The organism is Spiroplasma endosymbiont of Zeiraphera isertana, assembly GCF_964030805.1.
Classification (GTDB): Bacteria; Bacillota_I; Bacilli_A; order Mycoplasmatales; family VBWQ01; genus Spiroplasma_E.
Genome location: NZ_OZ034965.1, coordinates 530973 through 553727 on the forward strand (window position 1 = coordinate 530973; position 22755 = coordinate 553727).

Genomic DNA, 22755 nt, shown 5'->3' on the forward strand with positions numbered 1-22755 from the left:
TATTTTTTTTCCTTTACATATTATCAATTATAATCAATTATTTTTTTTGTTTATAAAATATAATTTAATGAAAATGAAAAATTATTGAAAAAAGATTCTAAACACTAATATTTATGTTAGTATTATATTACCTAAATATTAGTGTTTAACCTATTTACTTTAAAATGAAAGTAAATAGGTTTTATATTTTAAAGTAGAAAGTGATAAAAAATATGCGAAGTGGAATTAAACAAGAAAAATCAAAAAAACAAATAATTAAAAAATATGTGAAAAATGGTGCTAGTGTTGGTGGTACTATCGGTGGTGGTGTTGGGTTTGTTGCTGGTATTGGTTGTGTGGTTATCTCACCTAGTCCAGGTGAGGTTATTGCTGGTGCCACTCTTCTTGGTGGTGGTGTGGGTTATGGTGTTGGTGCTAGTGTTGGTGCTGTAAAAGTAGTCATAGATGAGATAAAACAAAAAGCAGTAAGACAACAAAGAGAACCATTTAACTCTTTTCAAGTAAATGCTATGGATTTACAAAATCCAAATTCAACAAGCAGAAATCAACCACCAACATTATAAAAACTAAACATTACCGATTAATGTTCTAAACAGGTTCTAAGAAGTATGAGTTCTAAGGAATAAAATTAATCAAATTTAAAAGATATGTTGAAAATATTTATTAATTTTATTTAATTATTTTAGGATTTTACTTTTTTAATCACAAAAATACCTATTGTTAGGTTTTTTTTATTTTTTAATTGAAAGGATGGAAAATTATGAATAATATTTCTAACTATTCCATTGATTACGAATTTAAGGATTCCTATAACGGATTACATTCTAATTTTACAGATAGTTCTAATACATATAAATTACTAAAATTAAGTACTTTTTCTAATTCCTGAGATAATTTTACAGAAAAATATAAAACATTTCATTTTAATAAATCTCTTAATAATTTTTCTGTTAGATTAGCAAACGACACAAATAGTATTTAAAACTTAGAAACACCCATTAATACAAAAAAATTTGCAAAATATGGGGACAGGAAACAGTAATAGTATGTATAATAGACTTGGTGCAAAACTAAGGTAATTCAAAATTATATATTCCTGCTATTAAATTACATCTTAATGCAAATCTTCGTATTTTATTGCGATATTTTAAACTTAAAATTTTAAAACGTTTTAGTTTAGCAAATACGTGTTCAATTTTAATTCTAATTTTACTTAAAGTTTTATTGTATTCTTTTTGAATTGGTGTTAATGGATTGTATTTACTTTTTTTAAATAGCAAAAATGTATTTTTATGAATATTTTGTATACATTGATAACCTGAATCAACAAAAACTTGTTTTTCTGGATGAATAAAAGTTTTAGATTTTAGAAGCAATTTAAAATCATGAATGCTTCCAAAACAAAAAGCAGTTGAAATAATTTTTCCATTGGAAATATCAATAATTATTTGGGATTTGAGAGAATGATGTTTCTTTTTACCTGAAAAAAGTAATTTTAGTTTTTTTTAATTCTTTCAATTGGAGTTTCAGTAGCATCAATAGCTAACAAATTATTATTAGTACCTTTATTTTTTGTTAAATCTTTTTTTCCAGGTAAATTAAAAATTCCGCTTTTTATTAAAATATTTTCAATTCAAAAATATTACGAATGCAACTAGTATGACTAATATTATATCTTTTTGCAATAACTCTATAACTAATATAGTCTTTTCAATATTCTAAATTCATTAATAAACGCTCTTCAATTACAATTTTATTTTTTCTACCACCATAATATTTTTGTTTAGACTCAGCAATTTTTAAAATTTCAAACATTTTATAAAATGTTTGTGGCTTTATGCCGACTAAACTATAAAATTCTTGATCATCTTTATATTTTTTCTACCACCATAATATTTTTGTTTAGACTCAGCAATTTTTAAAATTTCAAGCATTTTATAAAATGTTTGTGGCTTTATGCCGACTAAACTATAAAATTCTTGATCATCTTTATATTTTTTCAACATAATAACTATCACCTTTAATATTAATAATAATCGTTAAATTGTTAAAATTAAAGGTTTTGCACCAAGTCTAATATAAAAATAAACACAATTGATAGTGCTGGTCGTGGAAATAGTATAAATGTTTCTTTAAATATTTGACGCGATAAGGATTATATTTATTTTAGATGATTTTTATCAAATTATGCAAATTTTGGAATTGATTCATTTTTTCACATCAAAATTTTTTCTATCATTTTAAATTAAAGTATATTGTTTTAGTAATAATGCCTATTTATCCAATATTTTAATTAACTAAAATATTTTAAAACTACTGAATTTGAGTAGTTTATTTTTTCTTTTTAAAAATTTAAATATTACAAAAATTATAATAAATTAATTTATATATAGAATATGAATAGTTTAGTTTCTTATAATATATTATTAATACTTATAATATATTATAAGTAGAAAAATAATCAAATTATTAGTTTACATAAATATTAAAATTAATATATTCACAACATTTTAATTATAAATATTATAGAATATACTAAAACTTTAATAAAAGATATTAAAAGAAATTTTAGGAGGGTACTAGAGTGAAGGGAATATTAAAATTATTAGCAATTTTTGGATTAACAGCACCATTAGCAGTAAATGTAGTGGCATGTGGAAATGGTAATAGTTCTGATACTGATGATGAAGTATCGGAAAATGCTGATGTACAAGAATTATTAAAAAAAGCTAAAGAGCAAATTAGTTTAGGACTTGCAAATTTAATTAGTGAATATAAGAATTTAACTTTTGAAGATGAATTTGGTGAATCTGGAAAAGATATTACTAATAATTTAAATAGTTTATCTAAAGATAGTGACACTCTAGTTGATAGTAAAATAAAAGATATATTTTTAACTAGGCTTCAAAAAGATATTACAAATCTTATTATTGAGGATTATTTATTACAACCATCTGATTTAAAACCATTATTTAATAATATAACTACTAGTGAAATTTTAAAAATTGATTTTAATGAAACAACAATGACAAATAAACAATTCAATTGAACTAAGGAAAATGCTGATTTTGGTATTGAAAATTATGATCCAGCAACGTATAACATAACAATGTGATATAAACTTACTGCAGATTTAAAATTAAAATTATCTTATAAAGATGAAAGTAACAAAAAGACAGAAATTGAAGTATCTAATATTTTTGATTTTAATTACGCTAATACTGGTGCTAATTTAAAAGATTTAATTGAAGCTTCAACTAGTAATGTAACAAAAGTATTAAAAAATTTTATGATAAAAATGGAAAACGCCACTACTGATAGTGAAAGTTTATTACAAAAAGCAAAAGAATTAATTACTGAAAAACTTAATAACAATAAAGTTAATATTACTAAAGTTGATATTAATGCTCAATCAGAAGTGCTTCAAAAAAATGATGTTTATGCTAGTGGTGATCATATGTATGAAGCGCTTACTAAACCTACAATTGATGAAGCAATTGATTCTTTGAAAAATTATTTATCACCAACAGCAACAGCTTTTTCAGATGAGATTACTAAGTGACTTGTTGGAAAACAAGGAGTGCCTGAAGAAAATAAAAAGAAAATTAATGCTTTTGGAAAAATCACTATTAGTGATTGAAGCATTTCAGGATTAAGATTAACACCAATGACTTTAGATTTTATGAATATTAGTCCTAATCAAACGCAAGGTGAATGAGCAGAGCAAACAGCAACAGCATTAGGTAAAATATTTTATACAAAAAGTGCATTTGCTGAAGGGCGTATTGATATAACTACTGATAATAATTTAACAATATATATGAATCCTGGAGATTTTGATGACTTTGTTCAAAATAATAAAAAAATGAGTGATATTAGTGACTATATTAGTTCAAAAATAAATTCTAAAGCTACAACCGAAGATCTTATTAAAGGTAATATTTCAGTTACTTTAAATGGTCTTTGAAAAGGAGCAAAAAATCCTACTTTAAGTGATAGAACTAGTGTGGAAAAATTAGATGATAATACATTTAAAGTTAAAAGAAATGCGGGTGGTATGCATGGTTATAATTATTTAACTATTCGTTATGCAAACACTAGTTTTTTAACTGGAATGATTAAGAATCATAAAAATAATCATATTTTATTTGATAATTGAATTATTAAAAAAGCAGATACTAATGTTTGATAATTTATATTATTTTTCATATTTTTTTGTTATGATAAAAAATTTCTAATATAATTTAAATTTTTAAATTGATTAAAATTAAAAATTTTTATAGCATTTTAATTATTATTTTTATATTTTCATTTCTAAAAATTTATCTTTACATTTAATTAAAAATATTGTATTATATTTAAGTTGTTGATTAATTCGCAATTTTCTTTTAAGATATGATTGATAAAAAAATATCAAAAAGTTGTTAATGATGTCAAAGAAATAAATAATATCATGAAATTATTTGACAACTTTTAATTTTAGAAAAATTAGATTAATTAATACTTTAAAATGTAAGTAAGTATATTATATATAAATAATAAATAAAACTAATCCTTTTTTAAAATAATCCTCTTTTAGAGGTTATTTTTCAGGTTATAATTATCATTTTTTCTAAATTTATTCAAAATTTATTTTTAAGGAGAAATATATGAGTTTTACAGAACTAAATTTAAAACAAGAATTAACTGCTGCTATTGCTAAATGAGGTTATACTACCCCAACACCAATTCAAAAGAAGACAATTCCAGTTTCTTTACAAAAAAAAGATATTATTGGAAAAAGTCATACCGGAACCGGAAAAACTGCTGCTTTTGTCTTACCTATATTACATAATTTAGATATAAAATTATATCTTAATCAAGCCATTATTGTTTGTCCAACTAGAGAATTGGCAATCCAAGTTGCTAAACAAGTAAAAAAATATGCTTATTTTTTAAATGGTGTTAATGTTGCTTTATTATGTGGTGGTGTTAATATTAGAAATCAATTATATGATTTAAGAACTAGTAATATAGTTGTTGGAACACCAGGAAGAATTACTGATCATATTAATCGTGGTAGTTTAAGATTAAATTCGATTAAAACATTAGTTTTAGATGAAGCAGATGAAATGTTAAAAATGGGATTTAAAAAAGATATTGATTTCTTATTTGAGAATTCACCACAAAATATTCAAACTGTCCTTTTTTCAGCAACAATGTCAAAACCAGTTTTAAAAATTGCTGATGATTATCAAAATAATCCAGTTAGTATTACTGTTGAAGATGAAAGTCAAAAATTACAACAAGCAAATATTAAACAATATTATTTTGATTGTCGTAATATAACAAAAGAAACTGCATTAGTTACTTTATATCAAAAATTACAACCACAATTAAGTATTGTTTTTTCAAATACAAAAGCTTTTACTAACAAAATTGCACAATTATTAGAACAAAATAATATTAAATGTGCTGTTATTAACGGCGATAAAAGTCAAAGAGAACGTATGGAAGCAATGAGACAATTTAAAAATGGTAAGGTTAGAGTATTAATTGCTACTGATGTTGTTGCTAGAGGAATTGACATTAATGGCATTGATTATGTTTTTAATTATGATATTCCACGTGAATATGAATACTATACTCATCGTATTGGTAGAACAGCTCGTGCTGGAGCACAAGGAACCGCTATTACTTTAGTAAGTAATAGAGTTCAATATAATGAAATTCAAGAAATTCAATATTATCAAAATCATGAAATTACTTTACTAGATACTACAGGTTGAGATTTACCTAAAAATGTTGTTAAAGTACCAACTAAATTAAATTTTTCATCTCATAATAATAGAAATGATTTTAAACGTAATGTTGATAATAATTCAAAATGAAAAAGAAAACCAAAATATTAAAATTATTCATTTTTATAAAAAAATCACTTAATAATTAAGTGATTTTTTCTTTAAATATTAATTTTATAAAGTTTTTTTATTTTCATTTTTTTTCTTATTTTCGATTTCTTGTTGTTGTCTTTCTTTTTCAGATTTTTCGGATTCTTTTTTTAATTTATTAGCTGCAATTTTTTCTTTTATTCTTGCTATTTCTTTTTCTCTTTTATTTTTTTCATCCATAAAAATCCCTTTCTCACTACTTTTTTGGTATATTTATTCTTATACATCTAAAATAACCAAAATAAGTTTACATTTTTTAGAAAAAAAATAAATATAAAATATTAAAAAAGTCACTCTTTTAAAAAGAGTGACTAAAAATTAAATTTAAATAGTGCTTTTAATTGAATGGCATTGGATGGTATATTCCTGTACTTGTTGATGGTTGGTTATTTATATCATTTGCAAATTCATATGGATTATCAATAGGAAATTCTTCTATTGATGTTTCGTCATCAGTTTCTTTTTCATTTGATGATTTTTCTGATTCTATTTGTTGTGATAAAACTTCTTCAATACCAGAATCTTCAAATTCTTCTTCCTGATATTTTTTAAACAATTCATCAAAAGTTGTGAATTTCCCATTGTTTTCTAATTTTTCTAAATGTTTTTCAAGAAAAACTGCTTCTTTTTTAGTAAATCCACAACAACTAGTTAATATTTCTGTTATTTTTTTTATAGTTATTGGTTGATTAAATACATCTTTATAAAAATCAGAAATAGCAAAAGCAATCATATCAATTGCTGTTACACCAATTGAAAATCCTAATGTTGTTCATCTAACAAATTTTTCATAAAATAATTTTGTGGCTTTTTGAAATCCATATTCAGTAACTAATGCAGCTTCTGTTTTAACAGCATTAACAGTACAAGTGACTGATAAAAATAAAGGGATTGCCATTAATATTTTTTTATATCTGGTTTGTTTTTCAACTCATTTTGAAAGTTTTTCAGGACAAAGATTAGTTGGAATTCCTAAGTTTGTTAAACCCGATTTAAAAATATTATTAATTGGTCTCATAACGAAATAACGACTTATATTTGCTGCTAAAGCACCTGTAGTAAAAATATTTTTCGTGATTCAATCATGTAAATTAAAATCTTCTTTAGAAGTATTTTCTTTTAATTTTCAAAAAAACTCTTGATGAAATAAAAAAAATCATCAACCTGGCCTAAAATTTGATTTTATTTAATTTTGGGATTTATTTTTTTTACAAACCGAAATATAATGCTTCAGATTTTGCATAAGGTGATATTTTATAATGTTGGTATTTAAATTTTCATAAATTGAGGTAATTTTTAATATTGGTAAATCCAATGCCATGATAATGAGTAATAAATTCTTTTAAACTTGATTGTATTTTACTGATATTACTTAAATTTTTATAATTTAATTCTTTATTTTCTTTTGATTTAAATTTCTTGAGAGTACATTTTGTTTGTTTAGCTACTGTATCATATAGTATTTGCATATCACAAACTATAATTGATTTTTCTTCGATAAGCTTAGATGTTAAATTTTCTTGTACTCATTTTTTTGTTAATCTTTTAGTATTTGTTGTTTGAGCATAAATATTTTTATTTTCATCAATTGCCATTTCAATACAACAGTTTAAATCTTTAGCATTTTCTTCAATTCATTTTTTTCTTGGATCATCTGGATTTTTGAAATTTCCTTTGTGAATTTCTTTGATAAAAGTTTCATCAATTTCAATTCTACCTTTTAATTTTGTGAATGGTTTTTGTGTTTTTGCTAATTGTGATGATTTCATAAATTTTTGACGATTAAATCATGCTGATGTTTTTGAAATTTTAGCAAATTGAGAAATAGTATAAGCAGATTGACCTAACAATGACAATCAAATTATTCAATCTCATTGTTCATGAGATAAATGACTTCAATGTAAAAAATGATTTCTTAAAGCATCAAAGCTACTTTTACAATCTTTGCATAAATATTTTTGCTTATTATTCTTAAAACCATTTTTTACACATCAATAAGATTTACAATTTGGACATTGAATTCCTTTTTCTTTAAATTTTTTATCAATTGCATCTAATTTTTCTTTTTTCTCAATTTGTTTAATTCTATTTTTAAAATGTCTAATAATTTTTATAAATTCTTCATCTTTTTTGTTTTTTAAAACATCAATTAATTCATTATTAGTCACAAAAAATCACCCCTGATATAAAAATATTACTTTTAATTTAAAATTAAAAGTAATATCAAGATTTTTTGTGAAAATTAAAATTTTATTGCGATATTTTAAACTTAAAATTTTAAAACGTTTTAGTTTAGCAAATACGTGTTCAATTTTAATTCTAATTTTACTTAAAGTTTTATTGTATTATTTTTGAATTGGTGTTAATTGATTGTATTTACTTTTTTTAAATGGCAAAAATGTATTTTTATGAATATTTTGTATACCTTGATAACCCGAATCAACAAAAACTTGTTTTTCTGGATGAATAAAAGTTTTAGATTTTAGAAGCAATTTAAAATCATGAATGCTTCCAAAACAAAAAGCAGTTGAAATAATTTTTCCATTGGAAATATCAATAATTATTTGGGATTTGAGAGAATGATGTTTCTTTTTACCTGAAAAAAGTAATTTTAGTTTTTTTTAATTCTTTCAATTGGAGTTTCAGTAGCATCAATAGCTAACAAATTATTATTAGTACCTTTATTTTTTGTTAAATCTTTTTTTCCAGGTAAATTAAAAATTCCGCTTTTTATTAAAATATTTTCAATTCAAAAAATATTACGAATGCAACTAGTATGACTAATATTATATCTTTTTGCAATAACTCTATAACTACTATAGTCTTTTCAATATTCTAAAGTCATTAATAAACGCTCTTCAATTACAATTTTATTTTTTCTACCACCACAATATTTTTGTTTAGACTCAGCAATTTTTAAAATTTCAAGCATTTTATAAAATGTTTGTGGCTTTATGCCGACTAAACTATAAAATTCTTGATCATCTTTATATTTTTTCAACATAATAACTATCACCTTTAATATTAATAATAATCGTTAAATTGTTAAAATTAAAGGTTTTGCACCAAGTCTAATGTAAAAAATGATTTCTTAAAGCATCAAAGCTACTTTTACAATCTTTGCATAAATATTTTTGCTTATTATTCTTAAAACCATTTTTTACACATCAATAAGATTTACAATTTGGACATTGAATTCCTTTTTCTTTAAATTTTTTATCAATTGCATCTAATTTTTCTTTTTTCTCAATTTGTTTAATTCTATTTTTAAAATGTCTAATAATTTTTATAAATTCTTCATCTTTTTTGTTTTTTAAAACATCAATTAATTCATTATTAGTCACAAAAAATCACCCCTGATATAAAAATATTACTTTTAATTTAAAATTAAAAGTAATATCAAGATTTTTTGTGAAAATTAAAAGTATTTTCTGATGAACCAGTTAGAATAATATGACTACCTGCCCATGTTAGTGTTTCTAAAGTTAAATTAACTAAAAGATTACGTCATCAATTAGTTACTAATGCTATTGGTTTATTATTTTGTTGTTCCATAGTTTTAATTGTTTTATTTGCTAAAGATATTACTTGTTTAATTTCAATATCATTATTAGCATTATTATTTTCTGTTTGTGAATTAATAATTAGTTTTTTAATTCGTTCAATTTCTTTTTTAAAATTTGGATGATATTCAAATTCTGTTTCTACACAATTTTCAATTTGATTAAATTTCTGTATTAGACTTGGTGCAAAACTAAGGTAATTCAAAATTATATATTCCTGCTATTAAATTAAATCTTAATGCAAATCTTCGTATTTTATTGCGATATTTTAAACTTAAAATTTTAAAACGTTTTAGTTTAGCAAATACGTGTTCAAATTTAATTCTAATTTTACTTAAAGTTTTATTGTATTCTTTTTGAATTGGTGTTAATTGATTGTATTTACTTTTTTTAAATGGCAAAAATGTATTTTTATGAATATTTTGTATACCTTGATAACCTGAATCAACAAAAACTTGTTTTTCTGGATGAATAAAAGTTTTAGATTTTAGAAGCAATTTAAAATCATGAATGCTTCCAAAACAAAAAGCAGTTGAAATAATTTTTCCATTGGAAATATCAATAATTATTTGGGATTTGAGAGAATGATGTTTCTTTTTACCTGAAAAAAGTAATTTTAGTTTTTTTTAATTCTTTCAATTGGAGTTTCAGTAGCATCAATAGCTAACAAATTATTATTAGTACCTTTATTTTTTGTTAAATCTTTTTTTCCGGGTAAATTAAAAATTCCGCTTTTTATTAAAATATTTTTTTAATTTTCACAAAAAATCTTGATATTACTTTTAATTGAAAATTAAAAGTAATATTTTTATATCAGGGGTGATTTTTTGTGACTAATAATGAATTAATTGATGTTTTAAAAAACAAAAAAAATGAAGAATTTATAAAAATTATTAGACATTTTAAAAATAGAATTAAACAAATTGAGAAAAAAGAAAAATTAGATGCAATTGATAAAAAATTTAAAGAAAAAGGAATTCAATGTCCAAATTGTAAATCTTATTGATGTGTAAAAAATGGTTTTAAGAATAATAAGCAAAAATATTTATGCAAAGATTGTAAAAGTAGCTTTGATGCTTTAAGAAATCATTTTTTACATTGAAGTCATTTATCTCACGAACAATGAGATTGAATAATTTGATTGTCATTGTTAGGTCAATCTGCTTATACTATTTCTCAATTTGCTAAAATTTCAAAAACATCAGCACGATTTAATCGTCAAAAATTTATGAAATCATCACAATTAGCAAAAACACAAAAACCATTCACAAAATTAAAAGGTAGAATTGAAATTGATGAAACTTTTATCAAAGAAATTAATAAAGGAAATTTCAAAAATCCAGATGATCCAAGAAAAAAATGAATTGAAGAAAATGCTAAAGATTTAAACTGTTGTATTGAAATGGCAATTGATGAAAATAAAAATATTTATGCTCAAACAACAAATACTAAAAGATTAACAAAAAAATGAGTACAAGAAAATTTAACATCTAAGCTTATCGAAGAAAAATCAATTATAGTTTGTGATATGCAAATACTATATGATACAGTAGCTAAACAAACAAAATGTACTCTCAAGAAATTTAAATCAAAAGAAAATAAAGAATTAAATTATAAAAATTTAAGTAATATCAGTAAAATACAATCAAGTTTAAAAGAATTTATTACTCATTATCATGGCATTGGATTTACCAATATTCAAAATTACCTCAATTTATGAAAATTTAAATACCAACATTATAAAATATCACCTTATGCAAAATCTGAAGCATTATATTTCAGTTTGTAAAAAAAATAAATCCCAAAATTAAATAAAATAAAATTTTAGGCCAGGTTGATGATTTTTTTTATTTCATCAAGAGTTTTTTTGAAAATTAAAAGAATTTTCTTTAAATAATTTTAATTGTTCATTAAGTGCGTTGGTATTTGTTATAAATTTATTAAGATTATTAATAGTTTTTATAGTAATAACTTCTAAGAATTGATTTTCGGGTGATAATTTTCTTTCTTTTTTTTGAAAAGTTTTTAAATCTAAATTATCATCAATATATTTATCAATATCATTGTATTCTTTTTTATATATTTCTATTGTATTTCTATTAAAGTTTATTTTTAATAATTCTAAAATCACTATAATTAATGTTCCATTTTTTTTCAACAAATGTTAGTTTTTGTCAGTATTGATTGTTATTAATGGTAATAGTGCTTTCATTAAAAAAAGTTAAACTATCAAAGTTATTTTTAATTTGGGTTTCATATTTTCAATTTCCATTATCATCGAGTTTTTTTTGTGTTGTTCCTCCATAGCAACTACTACAATTTATTCAATTATTTTATTCACTATCTTCTATTTTGATGATTGTACTTGAACTATTAAGGCTTTCAGTACTACTTGAATTACTATTATTTATAGAAGGTTGTTGATGAGTAACTCCATAATTACTATGTTTATTTTTTTCTAATAAAGGCTTTTTTTCTTCGTTTGGCATTTTATTTTCTCCTTTAAGTATAAAAGTCCTGTTTTGTTTTTATAAACAAAATAGGACTTAAAAATATATTTAAACATATATCTGATTTGGATTATATCATTTATTTAATAGTTTTTAAATAAAAAATATCTTTTTATATATAGTTAATAAAAATTAAGTTTTAATTATTTATTTAAAAAATTCAGTAAATGATTTTTTGCTATGACGTTCAAGAAATTTATTAAATTCAATTGTTTTTTCATTTTTAATTTTTTCTAAAAATACATTAACTTCTTTTCCAGTACCTAATGGAATTGTATTAGTGTCAATACCTTTTATTTTTTTAATTTCTTCTAAAAATAAATAACGACTAATAATAGTACTACAAGCGATAGCTAAATACTTACTTTCTGCATTAGTAACAAATTGAACTTTATCTTTAATAATTTTATTGCGATTATCTTTCATATTTTCAATGTATTTGTAATATGTATCTTCATTAATATATTGATCAATAACTATAGTATCATATTGAATTCTATGTTGTAACATACGAACTAATGCTTGATTTTCTCCTCAGGTTTTAATAATATTGGGGCTATAACCTGCATCAATTCATTGATTATATTTACGATTGTTAATGATTACTGACTCAAAAATAATTGTTTTCATAATATCTTGTGCTAATTCAATAAATTTACTTTGTGATAAGTCTTTATAATCGCGAATGTTAAGTAAACGTAATTTTTCTAAATTACCTGAACCAATATAAGAACTAATAATAACAAGTGGACCAAAAAAATTATTAATACCAAATTCAGCATTGCCAATGACTGGTGATTGATTTTCATCAAGTTGATTTCAAATACTGCGATATTCTGCAATAATATCCTCTTTAGTACCTTTAAAAATAACTTTTTCTTGATAAATTTCAATTGTTATATTATGATATTGAAATAATTCATAACTACTATTTTTATTATCAACTTTATAGTTTTGGTAGTGTTCTTTAATTAATGATTTTTGTTTTTGATTTAAGTAAAATGTCATTAATATACCACCATCTTTTCAAAATTTATTTGATTTATTGAAATTAATATCACACTTTCTTTCATATTAATTATATAATAAAAACAAGGATTTTAGGGTTTTAACCTTTTATTTTATATAAGGAGTTAACAATGCGTAGTGTAGGTATAGATATTATCGAAGTAAATCGAATAGAAAATATTGAAGAACTTGCTAAAAGAATTTTAAGTAAAAAAGAAATTATACTTTTTAATCAATATTATTTACAACGTCAACAGGAATTTTTGGCAGGAAGATGAGCATTAAAAGAAGCAATTTTTAAGGCGTTACCACAAGAAAAGTTAACATTTAAAAATATTGATATTAGTTATAATCAATATAATCAACCAATAACTATCATTAAGAATTATCAATTACTTTTATCTTTATCACATAATGAAACTAATGCAATTGCAATTGCAATTGTTATTTAATAAAAAGAAAGTAAGGTGTTTTATTAAAATGTATATGATTGATTTAATCTCTAAAAAGAAATTAGGACAAAGTTTAAATAAAGAAGAACTAAAATTTTTAACAGAAGGTATTGTTAATGAAACAATACCAGACTATCAAATTAGTGCTTGAGCAATGGCTGTTTATTTTCAGGGAATGACTAATGATGAATTAGTAGAATATACAAAAGCCGTTATTAATAGTGGTGAAACCATGGATTTATCACAAATTACTGGTTTTAGTATTGATAAACATTCAACTGGTGGTGTTGGTGATAAAACTAGTTTAGTATTTGGTCCATTAGCTGCTGCTTGTGGATTAAAGGTTGCAAAAATTTCTGGAAGAGGATTGGGTATTACTGGTGGTACTATTGATAAATTGGAAATAATTCCAAATTTTAAATGTGATTTGGCAATATCAGATTTTATTAAAGTTGTTAATAAAGTTGGTATGAGTATTATTAGTCAAACTAGTAATTTAGTGCCTGCTGATAAAAAATTATATGCATTACGTGATGTTTCAGGAACAGTTGATTCATTACCATTAATTGCTGCTAGTGTTATGTCTAAAAAAATAGCAATGGGTGCTGATTTAATTTTACTAGACATTAAATGTGGAAAAGGTGCCTTTGTTCAGGATATAGTAACTGCAAGAAAGTTAGCGAAATTAATGGTACATATTGGTAAAGCTTTTAATAAAAAAATTTATGCTATTATTAGTGATATGAATAAGCCTTTAGGACAAACAATTGGTAATGCACTAGAATTACAAGAAGTTATTTTAAGCTTAAAAAATAAAGGACCAGAAGATTTGAAAATTCTTGTTAGTAATTTAGTAGCTTTAGCCTTATTGGGAGCTAAAAACGTAAAAACCTTAAAAGAGGGTATTGATAAAGCTAATGCTATGTTTACTAGTGAAAAACCACTACAAATTTTTTATGATTTTGTTAAAAGTCAAGGTGGAGATACTAAATATCTTGATAATATTGATAAATTACCACCAGCTAAATATATTATTAAAGTTAAGACACAATTATCGGGCTATTTAGATGTTACTAATAATTATGCTTTAGGTGAATTATCAGTAATATTAGGAGCAGGAAGAACTATTAAAACTGATATCATTGATCCAGTGGCAGGAATTTATTTAAAACAAATTCATGGTCAAAAAGTTGAAAAAAATAGTGTAATTATGGAACTCCATACTAATAAAGATCAACATTTTCATCAACAATTTTTAGATTTGGCAATTTCTACATTTCAGATTACTAATAAAAAATACGATATTAAACCAATAATTTTAGAAATAATAATGTAATTTAGTTTAAAATTGTTTATAATGTTACAGTATTTTCAAAATATTAATTAAATGAAATGATAAGGAGCGTTTTTGTGAAATCTTTATTAAAATTACTGGGCACACTTGCTTTAGCAACAACACCAGTTGTAACAGTTGTTGCTTGTGGTAGTGAAAATAATCAAATGACTCCAAGTGATATTCTTAATTTTGCTGACTCTTTTGTTACTGATAGTAGTGTGCAAATGAAGGCTGATCTTAATTTATCAGATGATACCAATATAGGAGAAATGAAAGGTAAAATTTTTAGCGAATTAGATACTTCTGTGCAAACAGCTATTGGTAACTTTTTCTCTAGTAAACTTAAAGAAAGTTCCAATGAACATCCAACAAATTGATATCACCCTGATGCACATGTCAAAATTATGGACTATGTTCCAAAAAAAGATAATGATAATGATGAAAAAGACAAACCTAAGTTTGTTTTACCAACTGGTAGTGAATTAGTCAATGGTCATTTATGAGTAAAAGCGGAAATCTCTTATTTAAATTTACCATCAGTTACTAAAGATATTAAAATTACAATTAATAATGATACAAGTGATACTAGTGATCAAAAAAAAGCTGATGCAATTAGAGACTTTATTAAAGAAGAAATTACTAAAGGTAATCTAAATATTAATGTTGAAAATTTACCAATTGATGGAAAAATTGATGCACCTTCAAAAGAAGAAATTGCTAGAACTCAGTTATCATATATTAAACAAAATTTAAATGTTGCCATTAAAGATAAAGTTCAATATTCTGGTTTAAGTTTAAGTTTTGAATTTTCAGGTGATTTTTCAAATGATGCTAAATCAACTTTATTTAAAATGACAAACCCAACGGTTACTAATAATGATGATAAATCAATTGTATTTAATGGTAATGTTAGTAATATTACTATTGATTTCTTAGTTGGTAATGATGGTAAATCTACTTTTAATACTGGTGATATTGAAAGTACTACTGCTATTAAGATTAACCAAACTTTTGTTGATGCAACAACACAAATTTCAAAAATATTTTCTGAGTGAACAGTTGATACAGTAAAGGAATTACCAAAAGCTTCAGATAAGTATTCAGATTATGACAAAGATGGAAAAATAAAAGAACAAGTTATAACAAATGGTTATTTTGCTAATATTAATAAAATTTATAGTATTCTTGCTTCTAAATGAAATGATAGTGTAATAACTATTACTAATCCTGAAAGTGGATTTAATCTTAATCCTAATGAAAAAAATGGTTATTTTAATTTAAACTTTAAATTAGAATATGATCTAAGTAAAAGCTTTCCAGATATAAAGACAGCTTCAAAATTTGAAATATCTGCCGAAAATATTCATATTACGTTACGTGAAGTTAAATAATAATATTTAAATATATAATAACTTTTAAAACTTATTTTAATCATTAAAAAATTAAAAATAAGTTTTTTTTATTTATTAAAGATTAATCCAGTACTATTAAATTAAGTTATAATTAATATTAATAAGTATAAAATGATATTGAGGGAACGAGAATAATGTTACAACCAGTAATTACAATTGAATCTTTTCAAGGACCAATGGATTTGCTTTTGCATTTAATTAAAGAAAAAAATATTGATATTTTAGATTTAAATCTAAATGATGTTACTAACCAATATGTTCATTTTATTAATGAAGAATTAATTAAAAACATTGATTTAGTAAGTGAATATTTACCGATTGCTGCTTATTTATTAGAATTGCAATCCAAACAATTATTACCAAAACAAGAACTAGTAGTAGATAGTGCTTATGAAAATGAAGTTAATCGTCAAAAATTAATTGCTCGTTTATTAGAATATAAAAAATTTAAAGAAATAAGTAATTATTTTAAAGAACAGGCTGTATATAGAACCCAATTATTAACAAAAGCACCTAGTGATTTAAAAACATATTTAGTTGATGAAATTACACCAATTTTGGTAAAAAATAATGTTAATAAACTAACACAAGCAATGTTAAATTTATTTAATAGATTACAAAATGAAAATAAATTACCAGTTAATTTAGCATTAAACTTAATTTCAGCTGAAGATCGCGCCAAAGAAATTAAACAGTTACTGAAAAAAAATCCCAAGCAACACTTTACTTTAGAACAATTATTTTTTACTAAAACATTAACTTTACATTATTTTATTATTACTTTTATTGCAATTTTAAATCTTGCAAATCATCAAATGTTACATATTATACAAACTAATACTTTTACTGAAATTACAGTAATTTATCGAGGTGAGAAAAATGAATAATAGCAATTGAAAAACAAACGAAAGATTAGCAGTTTTACAAGGTTTATTATTTATTGCTGGCAATGAAGGCCTTGATTTATTAACACTTGCTGAATATTTAGAATTAACAAAAAAACCAAAAACTGTTGAAAATTTAATTGTATATTTACAAATGAAATTAAATGATGATGATACCAGTGGTTTAAGTTTAATTAAAGTTGGTAATATTTATAAATTAACAACAAAACCTATTCATTATAATCGTTATCAAGTATTAAAACAACAACCTTTAATACGTTTATCACAAGCAGCTTTAGAAACACTTGCTATTATTGCTTATAATCATCCAGTTACTAAACCACAAATTGAAGATATTCGTGGTGTAAATTGTGATTCTATTATTTTTAAACTAAAAAGTTTAAATTTAATTACCGAGATTGGTCGTAGTGAATTACCAGGAAAACCAATTTTATATGATTTAACTCATGAATTTATGGATCATTTTAATATCGAATCTTTAACTCAATTACCAACTTTGCCCCAATTTAATAACCAAAATGATGAACAAGAAATCTACAACTTTACTAATGAATAATGATTTAGAACGCTTGCAAAAAGTTATTGCTAATTCTGGAGTATGTTCACGACGAAAAGCAAAATTACTAATTATTAATGGGCAAGTAACAGTTAATGGGCAAATTATTACAACGTTAGGTTTTAAAGTTACAAGTAGTGATATTATTAAGGTTAATAATCAAATTATTCAACAATCCAATCATATTTATTTTTTAATTTTCACAAAAAATCTTGATATTACTTTTAATTTTAAATTAAAAGTAATATTTTTATATCAGGGGTGATTTTTTGTGACTAATAATGAATTAATTGATGTTTTAAAAAACAAAAAAGATGAAGAATTTATAAAAATTATTAGACATTTTAAAAATAGAATTAAACAAATTGAGAAAAAAGAAAAATTAGATGCAATTGATAAAAAATTTAAAGAAAAAGGAATTCAATGTCCAAATTGTAAATCTTATTGATGTGTAAAAAATGGTTTTAAGAATAATAAGCAAAAATATTTATGCAAAGATTGTAAAAGTAGCTTTGATGCTTTAAGAAATCATTTTTTACATTGAAGTCATTTATCTCATGAACAATGAGATTGAATAATTTGATTGTCATTGTTAGGTCAATCTGCTTATACTATTTCTCAATTTGCTAAAATTTCAAAAACATCAGCATGATTTAATCGTCAAAAATTTATGAAATCATCACAATTAGCCAAAACACAAAAACCATTCACAAAATTAAAAGGTAGAATTGAAATTGATGAAACTTTTATCAAAGAAATTCACAAAGGAAATTTCAAAAATCCAGATGATCCAAGAAAAAAATGAATTGAAGAAAATGCTAAAGATTTAAACTGTTGTATTGAAATGGCAATTGATGAAAATAAAAATATTTATGCTCAAACAACAAATACTAAAAGATTAACAAAAAAATGAGTACAAGAAAATTTAACATCTAAGCTTATCGAAGAAAAATCAATTATAGTTTGTGATATGCAAATACTATATGATACAGTAGCTAAACAAACAAAATGTACTCTCAAGAAATTTAAATCAAAAGAAAATAAAGAATTAAATTATAAAAATTTAAGTAATATCAGTAAAATACAATCAAGTTTAAAAGAATTTATTACTCATTATCATGGCATTGGATTTACCAATATTCAAAATTACCTCAATTTATGAAAATTTAAATACCAACATTATAAAATATCACCTTATGCAAAATCTGAAGCATTATATTTCAGTTTGTAAAAAAAATAAATCCCAAAATTAAATACGGACTTCTCCCCACATGTACTTGTGGAGGAAACAATGAAATTGAATGAGTTCAACAATATATTTCAAACAGAAAAAGATTGTTTGAAATATATAGCAAGTTTGAAGGAAAACAAATGTATGAGGTGTTCTTGAACAAATTTGAATACTTCTGATTTAAGAAGAATAAGATGTTTGAAATGTCATCAAACATTTAGTATTCTTCATGACACCATTTTTTACAAGTCACAAACACCTTTGACATCTTGGTTTTATCTCATCTTTAGATGAATAAACACCAAACATGGAATTCCATCAACTGATGTTGCAAAAGAATTGGGAGTAACTTTGAAAACTGCTTGAAGAATGGGTCATAAAATCCGAAGTGCAATTGCAAAACAAGAACCTCAATTCATTGTTGAGGGCATAGTGCAAATGGATGAAATGTATCTTTCACATATGGGTTTTAAAAAACAAGGAAGATCCTTAAAAAATAAAACTTTGATTGTTGGGATTTATGAAAAAACAACCAATAATTTAATTGTGAAAGTGTTTAAAAATGCAAATCAAAAAAATCTTTTGCAATTTGCAAGAAACCACATTTCTTCAAAGTGTGATGTACATACTGATTCTTGAAAAGGATATCGCCATTTTAAATCAGTTTTCACTAAGCATGAAACAGTTAACCATCAAGATGGCTATGTTTCAAAAACTGGTGTAAACATAAACCAGATTGAATCGGCATGAAAGCACATCAGACGAACATTTAAAACACATATCAAAGTTGAAAAACATCATGTTCATTTATATGCAAAAGAATCGGCATATAAATTCAACAATATACCTAGTTTTGAAACTGTAATGTTATGTTTGATTTAAAAATGTGGGGAGAAGTCCGTAGATAGGCTTTTCTCAGCATTTATGTGATAAAATTTAAAAATAGTACATAAAGGGAGAAAAGCCATTAAATAAAATCAAATTTTAGGCCAGGTTGATGATTTTTTTTATTTCATCAAGATTTTTTTTGAAAATTAAAATATTTATTTAGTATTTTATAAACCACCCAATTGTTTAACAACAGTAAGTGATCCTAAAAATCGACCAACGGTAATGAATTATTTTACTAATATTAATAGTAGAATTTACCCAGTCGGTCGTTTAGATTTTGATACTTCAGGTTTGTTGTTAATGACTAATGATGGTGAATTTACTAATGCTATTATTCATCCTTGTTATAAAATAGATAAGGTATATGAAGTATTGGCAAGTGGTATTTTGTCATCAAATGCTATTAAAAAACTACAAGACGGTATTATTTTATCAACTTCATTTACAACTTCTCCTGCTATTGTTAAAATAATTCCTGAGTTGTAAATATAAATGGGACAGTTTTTTAAAATAATTGTATTAAATCTATTGGTCTTTTATAAGAGAGCGATTTTCTGGGTGTAGAATTAATTTGAAATGCTATAAAATTTAAATCTTTTTGTTTATATGAAGATAGATCTGTAGATTTTGGTAAATATCTTCTTAAAATACCATTATTATTTTCATTTAAACCCCTTTGGCAAGGTTTACCAGGATCTGCAAAATAAATTTTGACATTACAAATTTTTTCGATTAATCTTCATTTACTAAATTCTTTATCACGATCAAAAGTAATGGTTTTAACTGTTCCTTTTTGTAACTTTGAAATAAATTTTATTATACTTTTTGTAATATTTTCTGATTTATGATTTTTAGTTACTAAAGGAATTGTGGTTTTTGATCATATATCAGCCAAAGTAATAATAGAACTTTTATGATCTTTGCCAATGATAGTATCACCTTCTAAATGACCAAATTCTTGTATATTTTTAATATTAGGAATGATTAAATTTCTTTCATGAATAGACTTACAATTATTAATTTTGCCCCTAGTTTCTTTTTGTTTGTGAGATTTATTTTTGCCTTTTCTCAATAAGTTATTTTCATCAAAACCCATTCGATTTGTTTTAAACATGTTATATAAAGTTTTTGTTGAAATACTTTTTATTTTATTTTCCTTTAAAAAGTTAGCAATTATATCAAGAGCATACTTTTTAGTAATTAACAAATGATTAATACTATTAATTTCTGTTAAAGTTAAAATTATTAATTTTCTGCCTGCATTTTGTTTATTTTTTTGAAATTGATTCAATATTTCTAATGGCAATAAGTTTTTATTTAATAATCTACAAACTCTATGTACAGTTGATTTACTATAATCAACAATTTTTGCTATTTTACGAATCGAAAATCCATAATTTTTATATTCTTTTATTGCTATTATTGATTCAATACTCAGATACTTATACATTGCGCTAATTCCTTTCTTTTCTTAATTATAGAACTAACACAATTTAATTTTTATATAAGTGTCCTTTTTAATTTTACAATTAAAGATTCAAAAAATATTACGAATGCAACTAGTATGACTAATATTATATCTTTTTGCAATAACTCTATAACTAATATAGTCTTTTCAATATTCTAAAGTCATTAATAAACGCTCTTCAATTACAATTTTATTTTTTCTACCACCATAATATTTTTGTTTAGACTCAGCAATTTTTAAAATTTCAAGCATTTTATAAAATGTTTGTGGCTTTATGCCGACTAAACTATAAAATTCTTGATCATCTTTATATTTTTTCAACATAATAACTATCACCTTTAATATTAATAATAATCGTTAAATTGTTAAAATTAAAGGTTTTGCACCAAGTCTAATATGAAAAATGAAGTACAAAAGATAAAGATTCACTTGCAAAAAAATTAGATGAAGTAAATAATAGTTTTGGAAAAGAAAAAGAAAGAGAAAGACGAGGAAAAGTTGCTGCTACATTCGAAGAAAGTAATAAAAATAAGAACATAATAAATGATAAACCTTTAGTAAACATAGATAATAATGCTACTACTAAAGTTGCAAAATGTATTATTTTATAAATAATTAAAAACCACTTAATTAATTAAGTAGTTTTTAATTTAGTTTCATGATAAAAGAAAAAAGAAATTTTATATTTTATAAATTAAAGATGATAGTTAAAACTTGTTAATTTGAGTTTTACCTTATGTTATAATCAAATTAGAGGTGGACTATGGAATGCTACTTTACTAACCATAAAACTAATAATATTTTAATATTAGATGAAGAAGATAGTAAACATCTAATTAAAGTATTACGTCATAAAATTAATGATGAAATAGTTATTATTCATCAAGAACAAAAATATTTAACAAAAATTATTGAAATTACATCAGTTATTAAATGCGAAATTATAAAAACAGTGCCAAATAGTAATTCAGAATCAAGATGTAAAATCACATTAGTAATATCGTTATTAAAAGAACAAAAATTTGATTTAGTCATTCAAAAAGCAGTAGAATTGGGAGTTTATCAAATTGTGCCATTGCAGTTAAAACGATGTGTTAGTATTTTAACAAGAACAAAAGCAGAACAGAAAGTTTTACGTTGACAAAATATTGCAAAAGCTGCTGCCAAACAATCAAATCGCAATTTAATTTCGATTGTTACACCTGTTGTTTTTGATTTAAAACAATTAGAACGATATCGGTCTCATCTTAATTTGGTTGCATATGAAAATTCATCAGAAACTAGTTGGATTAGTCAAATAAATAATAAATTATCATCAATAACAATTATAGTTGGACCCGAAGGAGGAATCACTAAAGAAGAAATTGCAACTTTAACACAACTTAATTTTAGTAATATTAGTTTAGGAAAATTAATTTTACGTGCCGAAACTGCACCTTTATTTTTAATGTCAATCATTAATTATGAAACAATTTTAAAAAGTTAAAGGAGTA

30 protein-coding genes and 1 pseudogene are annotated in these 22755 nt (G+C 23.4%); 15 read left to right on the plus strand and 16 right to left on the minus strand.

All coding sequences use genetic code 4. The annotated features are described in order from the left end of the window. The first annotated feature begins 212 nt into the window (after window positions 1-212). Together AAHM78_RS03700 and AAHM78_RS03705 are read left to right on the plus strand one after the other, a co-directional pair. Complete coding sequence (locus tag AAHM78_RS03700; protein WP_342254400.1) at window positions 213-563, plus strand: hypothetical protein; 351 nt, start codon at window positions 213-215, stop codon at window positions 561-563. A 197-nt stretch (window positions 564-760) separates the two neighbouring features. Then, a complete protein-coding gene (locus AAHM78_RS03705) occupies window positions 761-982 on the plus strand; it encodes a hypothetical protein (RefSeq protein WP_342254401.1) in 222 nt (73 codons plus the stop codon). A gap of 88 nt (window positions 983-1070) precedes the next feature. Here the strand turns inward: AAHM78_RS03705 and AAHM78_RS03710 are convergent, their stop codons facing one another. The 3 genes from AAHM78_RS03710 to AAHM78_RS03720 form a co-directional block, all read right to left on the minus strand. Next, a complete protein-coding gene (locus AAHM78_RS03710; protein ID WP_342255016.1) occupies window positions 1071-1445 on the minus strand; it encodes a transposase family protein in 375 nt (124 codons plus the stop codon). Window positions 1446-1617: 172 nt separating this feature from the next. Further along, entirely contained in the window at window positions 1618-1815 is a 198-nt protein-coding gene (locus AAHM78_RS03715; protein WP_342254402.1) for a transposase family protein, read from the minus strand. A gap of 29 nt (window positions 1816-1844) precedes the next feature. Then, the gene (locus AAHM78_RS03720; RefSeq protein ID WP_342254403.1) at window positions 1845-2006 is read right to left on the minus strand and encodes a hypothetical protein; all 162 of its coding nucleotides are present in this window, start codon (window positions 2004-2006) and stop codon (window positions 1845-1847) included. Window positions 2007-2584: 578 nt separating this feature from the next. On the opposite strand from AAHM78_RS03720, the gene AAHM78_RS03725 reads away from it, so the two are divergent. Continuing rightward, on the plus strand, window positions 2585-4192 hold the full coding sequence (locus AAHM78_RS03725) for a hypothetical protein (protein WP_342254404.1): 1608 nt from the start codon (window positions 2585-2587) through the stop codon (window positions 4190-4192). A gap of 457 nt (window positions 4193-4649) precedes the next feature. Next, window positions 4650-5891: a DEAD/DEAH box helicase gene (locus AAHM78_RS03730; RefSeq protein ID WP_342254405.1), complete on the plus strand. Its 1242-nt coding sequence runs from the start codon at window positions 4650-4652 to the stop codon at window positions 5889-5891. A gap of 63 nt (window positions 5892-5954) precedes the next feature. On the opposite strand, the gene AAHM78_RS03735 is transcribed toward AAHM78_RS03730, so the two are convergent. From AAHM78_RS03735 to AAHM78_RS03770, 8 genes are all read right to left on the minus strand, one after another. After that, window positions 5955-6110: a hypothetical protein gene (locus tag AAHM78_RS03735; RefSeq protein ID WP_342254406.1), complete on the minus strand. Its 156-nt coding sequence runs from the start codon at window positions 6108-6110 to the stop codon at window positions 5955-5957. Window positions 6111-6267: 157 nt separating this feature from the next. Beyond that, window positions 6268-6948, minus strand: coding sequence for a hypothetical protein (locus tag AAHM78_RS03740; protein ID WP_342254407.1), 681 nt, complete (start codon window positions 6946-6948; stop codon window positions 6268-6270). A 190-nt stretch (window positions 6949-7138) separates the two neighbouring features. Then, entirely contained in the window at window positions 7139-8098 is a 960-nt protein-coding gene (locus AAHM78_RS03745; RefSeq protein WP_342254408.1) for an IS1/IS1595 family N-terminal zinc-binding domain-containing protein, read from the minus strand. A gap of 177 nt (window positions 8099-8275) precedes the next feature. Further along, window positions 8276-8491 (minus strand): hypothetical protein, encoded by a 216-nt coding sequence (locus tag AAHM78_RS03750; RefSeq protein WP_342254967.1) that lies wholly within the window; start codon window positions 8489-8491, stop codon window positions 8276-8278. Between the two features lie 50 nt (window positions 8492-8541). Then, the gene (locus AAHM78_RS03755; RefSeq protein ID WP_342252838.1) at window positions 8542-8934 is read right to left on the minus strand and encodes a transposase family protein; all 393 of its coding nucleotides are present in this window, start codon (window positions 8932-8934) and stop codon (window positions 8542-8544) included. A 67-nt stretch (window positions 8935-9001) separates the two neighbouring features. Continuing rightward, window positions 9002-9274 (minus strand): IS1/IS1595 family N-terminal zinc-binding domain-containing protein, encoded by a 273-nt coding sequence (locus AAHM78_RS03760; RefSeq protein WP_342252841.1) that lies wholly within the window; start codon window positions 9272-9274, stop codon window positions 9002-9004. A 43-nt stretch (window positions 9275-9317) separates the two neighbouring features. Continuing rightward, on the minus strand, window positions 9318-9698 hold the full coding sequence (locus tag AAHM78_RS03765; RefSeq protein ID WP_342254409.1) for a hypothetical protein: 381 nt from the start codon (window positions 9696-9698) through the stop codon (window positions 9318-9320). Further along, a complete protein-coding gene (locus AAHM78_RS03770) occupies window positions 9685-10059 on the minus strand; it encodes a transposase family protein (RefSeq protein ID WP_342255017.1) in 375 nt (124 codons plus the stop codon). The genes AAHM78_RS03765 and AAHM78_RS03770 overlap by 14 nt, the downstream gene beginning before the upstream one ends. A 263-nt stretch (window positions 10060-10322) precedes the next feature. Here AAHM78_RS03770 and AAHM78_RS03775 point away from each other — a divergent pair, with 263 nt between their 5' ends. Further along, entirely contained in the window at window positions 10323-11282 is a 960-nt protein-coding gene (locus AAHM78_RS03775; RefSeq protein ID WP_342254410.1) for an IS1/IS1595 family N-terminal zinc-binding domain-containing protein, read from the plus strand. Between the two features lie 18 nt (window positions 11283-11300). On the opposite strand, the gene AAHM78_RS03780 is transcribed toward AAHM78_RS03775, so the two are convergent. The 3 genes from AAHM78_RS03780 to AAHM78_RS03790 form a co-directional block, all read right to left on the minus strand. Then, window positions 11301-11654: a hypothetical protein gene (locus AAHM78_RS03780; RefSeq protein WP_342254411.1), complete on the minus strand. Its 354-nt coding sequence runs from the start codon at window positions 11652-11654 to the stop codon at window positions 11301-11303. A 172-nt stretch (window positions 11655-11826) separates the two neighbouring features. Next, on the minus strand, window positions 11827-11982 hold the full coding sequence (locus tag AAHM78_RS03785; protein ID WP_342254412.1) for a hypothetical protein: 156 nt from the start codon (window positions 11980-11982) through the stop codon (window positions 11827-11829). Window positions 11983-12150: 168 nt separating this feature from the next. Then, window positions 12151-13011 carry a ribonuclease HIII gene (locus AAHM78_RS03790; protein WP_281748449.1) on the minus strand — a complete coding sequence of 287 codons (861 nt, stop codon included), beginning with the start codon at window positions 13009-13011 and terminating at the stop codon, window positions 12151-12153. 131 nt (window positions 13012-13142) lie between these two features. Here AAHM78_RS03790 and AAHM78_RS03795 point away from each other — a divergent pair, with 131 nt between their 5' ends. The 9 genes and pseudogenes from AAHM78_RS03795 to AAHM78_RS03835 all read left to right on the plus strand — a co-directional run bounded on the left by AAHM78_RS03795 (window position 13143) and on the right by AAHM78_RS03835 (window position 20280). Beyond that, window positions 13143-13463, plus strand: coding sequence for a holo-ACP synthase (locus AAHM78_RS03795; RefSeq protein ID WP_342254413.1), 321 nt, complete (start codon window positions 13143-13145; stop codon window positions 13461-13463). A 28-nt stretch (window positions 13464-13491) separates the two neighbouring features. Then, entirely contained in the window at window positions 13492-14799 is a 1308-nt protein-coding gene (locus AAHM78_RS03800) for a thymidine phosphorylase (RefSeq protein ID WP_342254414.1), read from the plus strand. 74 nt (window positions 14800-14873) lie between these two features. Further along, entirely contained in the window at window positions 14874-16190 is a 1317-nt protein-coding gene (locus AAHM78_RS03805; protein WP_342254415.1) for a hypothetical protein, read from the plus strand. 155 nt (window positions 16191-16345) lie between these two features. Further along, window positions 16346-17098, plus strand: a complete 753-nt coding sequence (locus AAHM78_RS03810; protein WP_342254416.1) for a segregation/condensation protein A — start codon at window positions 16346-16348, stop codon at window positions 17096-17098. Next, a complete protein-coding gene (gene scpB, locus AAHM78_RS03815) occupies window positions 17091-17672 on the plus strand; it encodes an SMC-Scp complex subunit ScpB (protein WP_342254417.1) in 582 nt (193 codons plus the stop codon). Before AAHM78_RS03810 ends, scpB begins: the two co-directional genes overlap by 8 nt. Beyond that, window positions 17665-17808: pseudogene (locus tag AAHM78_RS03820) on the plus strand (S4 domain-containing protein); the annotation flags it as partial. The gene scpB and the pseudogene AAHM78_RS03820, both read left to right, overlap by 8 nt. 135 nt (window positions 17809-17943) lie before the next feature. Continuing rightward, complete coding sequence (locus AAHM78_RS03825) at window positions 17944-18903, plus strand: IS1595 family transposase (protein ID WP_342252847.1); 960 nt, start codon at window positions 17944-17946, stop codon at window positions 18901-18903. A gap of 60 nt (window positions 18904-18963) precedes the next feature. Then, window positions 18964-19785: an IS1595 family transposase gene (locus tag AAHM78_RS03830; protein ID WP_342254418.1), complete on the plus strand. Its 822-nt coding sequence runs from the start codon at window positions 18964-18966 to the stop codon at window positions 19783-19785. 165 nt (window positions 19786-19950) lie between these two features. Continuing rightward, window positions 19951-20280, plus strand: coding sequence for a pseudouridine synthase (locus AAHM78_RS03835; protein WP_342255018.1), 330 nt, complete (start codon window positions 19951-19953; stop codon window positions 20278-20280). 19 nt (window positions 20281-20299) lie between these two features. On the opposite strand, the gene AAHM78_RS03840 is transcribed toward AAHM78_RS03835, so the two are convergent. Together AAHM78_RS03840 and AAHM78_RS03845 are read right to left on the minus strand one after the other, a co-directional pair. Further along, window positions 20300-21244 carry an IS30 family transposase gene (locus tag AAHM78_RS03840; protein ID WP_342254419.1) on the minus strand — a complete coding sequence of 315 codons (945 nt, stop codon included), beginning with the start codon at window positions 21242-21244 and terminating at the stop codon, window positions 20300-20302. 33 nt (window positions 21245-21277) lie between these two features. Further along, window positions 21278-21586, minus strand: a complete 309-nt coding sequence (locus tag AAHM78_RS03845) for a transposase family protein (protein WP_342254420.1) — start codon at window positions 21584-21586, stop codon at window positions 21278-21280. 439 nt (window positions 21587-22025) lie between these two features. Between AAHM78_RS03845 and AAHM78_RS03850 the strand changes: the two genes are divergently transcribed. Beyond that, window positions 22026-22748, plus strand: coding sequence for an RsmE family RNA methyltransferase (locus AAHM78_RS03850; protein ID WP_342254421.1), 723 nt, complete (start codon window positions 22026-22028; stop codon window positions 22746-22748). The last annotated feature ends 7 nt before the right edge of the window (window positions 22749-22755 follow it).